At 60.1% G+C, this 2,401-nt stretch carries 2 protein-coding genes; both read left to right on the plus strand.

Going from position 1 to position 2,401, the window contains the following annotated elements:
- Nucleotides 1-714: transposase (locus tag K288_RS49095; protein WP_043162451.1), on the plus strand; the 714-nt coding region annotated here is incomplete at its 5' end.
- A 720-nt stretch (nucleotides 715-1,434) separates the two neighbouring features.
- A complete protein-coding gene (locus K288_RS49100; protein ID WP_084800139.1) occupies nucleotides 1,435-2,244 on the plus strand; it encodes a YiiX/YebB-like N1pC/P60 family cysteine hydrolase in 810 nt (269 codons plus the stop codon).
- Nucleotides 2,245-2,401 lie beyond the last annotated feature (157 nt).

The following is a 2,401-nucleotide window of genomic DNA, read 5'->3' on the forward strand; positions in this document are numbered from 1 at the left end:
CACATGATCGTGCCCGGCGGCGGCATCTCGCTGGATGGCCAGCGCTGGATGTCGTGCCGACCCGGCTTCTTCCTCCCCGTGCGCGTGCTCTCCCGGCTGTTCCGGCGCCTGTTCCTGGAGAAGCTCGTCGCCGCGCACCAGGCCGGCCGCCTGAGCTTCTTTGGCAACAACAGCCAGCTCGCCGAGGCGCAATCCTTCACGGCTTATCTCGCACCGCTGCGCAGGACCGAATGGGTCGTCTACGCAAAGCGTCCGTTCGGCGGACCCGAGGCGGTGCTGGCTTATCTGTCGCGCTACACCCACCGCGTGGCCATCGCCAACAGCCGCCTGATCGCCTTCGATGAGCAGGGCGTCACCTTCAAGTGGAAGGACTATCGCAGCGAGGGCCGCGATCGCTACAAGCGGATGACGCTCGCCACTGACGAGTTCATCCGCCGCTTCCTCATCCACGTGCTGCCCAAAGGCTTGCATCGCATCCGCCACTACGGCCTGTTCGCCAAAGGCGCTTGCGCCGATAACATCGCCCGCGCGCGGGAGCTGATTGCTGCTTCAAACGCCCAGAGCGAGCCCACCAGTGCCGCTGCAGATTCCAGCAAACCGGCTTGTCCATGCTGCGGCGGTCGCATGATCATCATCGAGGTCTTCGCGCGCGGCGCAACGCCACGGCATCAGCCGGCAGCTCCAACGAACCGCATCAGGATTGACACCTCATGACCGCATCACAATCCCGCCAATCTGCTTGTTGTGCTCGCTGCCTCTCGACCGGCCACGGCAGAGCACGTCCAGATATCCCCCTGCCGTCACAAACCGTCACTCAATTTATCGAGTTCCGTACCGCCAGCCGCTCATCCACCAACCGCTTCACCGTCGCACAACTCGTTGCATCGGCTCGATCCAAATCAGCCAGCGCGCCCGCGGCACTCAAAACCCCATAGCGCTTGCCGCACCACTTTACGTTCCCCAAGCGCGGTTTCCTCCCTTGGAGGCTTTCGGACGCCGGCCGCCGAACACGCGGCGCCGTCCCTCAAGCGGCCGGCATCCGAAACCCTTCACAAAATCTGAACTCTGTCCGCCCGCTAAGCCGGTAGACACGCCAAGCATCTTCCGTGTCACGTTCGATTCGTCGCTCGGCAGGGCGTTGCGACCACGCGAGCGCACTTGGTGAACAAAAGCGCTACCCAGCAGATCGACCGCTCTCGCGAGCTACCCACTCTAGAACGAATGCGATGCTCTCATCGGGGGCAACGGCGAGGTCGTCGACCCAAACTTGGGTATGTGCTTCCCAAACCAATGGGATGCACGGATCAACTTTCGTGCAATGGTCCGGTCCATCTCCCTTTGATTACGCTTGGCTTGTAACTTGAGTAAAGGAAGGGCAGGAAAGCTGTCTGTAACTGCCATATCGGAAACCACCAAAAGGGTGAGGAACGATTCGTGGGCTGGATGTTCGACAATGTTGGACGTTTGATTGCCCGGCTCCACAGACCGACCAAGCACTGTGAGCCGTTCGCTGCGAATGGTTTGAGGTCCCTGCGCGATGCTCTTCGACCCGGCGACGTTTTGCTGGTCGAGGGCAAAGGTCGTATTTCCGGCAGCATCAAGTATCTAACTCAATCGACCTGGTCGCATTCGGCATTGTACGTCGGTCCGATTGCCGGCGCCGCAACTGACGGCGAGCCCCACGTCTTGATCGAAGCCAATATTGACGAAGGTGTCGTGTCGGCGCCACTGTCGAAGTATCTGCATTGTCAAACCCGCATCTGCCGGCCGGTGGGCCTGAGCGAAACGGACTGCGGAAAGGTCTGCCGTTACGCCACCGAACGCATTGGTCTCGGCTACGATTACAAGAATGTCGTTGACCTGATGCGCTATCTATTGCTATGGTCGGTGACGCAGCGTTGGCGCCGCCGATCGATTGCACTCGGGTCCGGCGACGCCAGCCGCATCGTCTGTTCTTCGCTGATTGCGCAAGCATTCGATGCCGTGCGTTACCCGATCCTGCCAAAGATAAGGCACGTCGAGAGCCAGACGGCGCGGCATGAAATCGCCGAGATCCGTCACTCGTCACTTTATGTGCCGCGCGATTTCGATATTTCGCCCTACTTCATGGTGGTCAAGCCTACGCTCGCGCGCGACTTCAATTACAAGGACATGCATTGGGATGATCTGCCCCAGGTTCACACCGCGGAGGTCACGCCCACTCGAGAGGTTAAAGGCGGCATCGCGGAGGTCGCCTGCGCCTGAATTTCCCGGATCGGGCGCTGAGTTGCGCAACGCTCACGCCGTTTGAAATGTTGAAAGCCGAACTAGTCGCCCGTGAAGAAGTCTGATTTCAGCTTGGGACGAGCTGAAATCGGAGGATGAGCCTGACCAGGATTTGGTGCAACAAAAGCTCCAGCCA

This window comes from Bradyrhizobium sp. Ai1a-2 (assembly GCF_000426245.1).
Classification (GTDB): domain Bacteria; phylum Pseudomonadota; class Alphaproteobacteria; order Rhizobiales; family Xanthobacteraceae; genus Bradyrhizobium.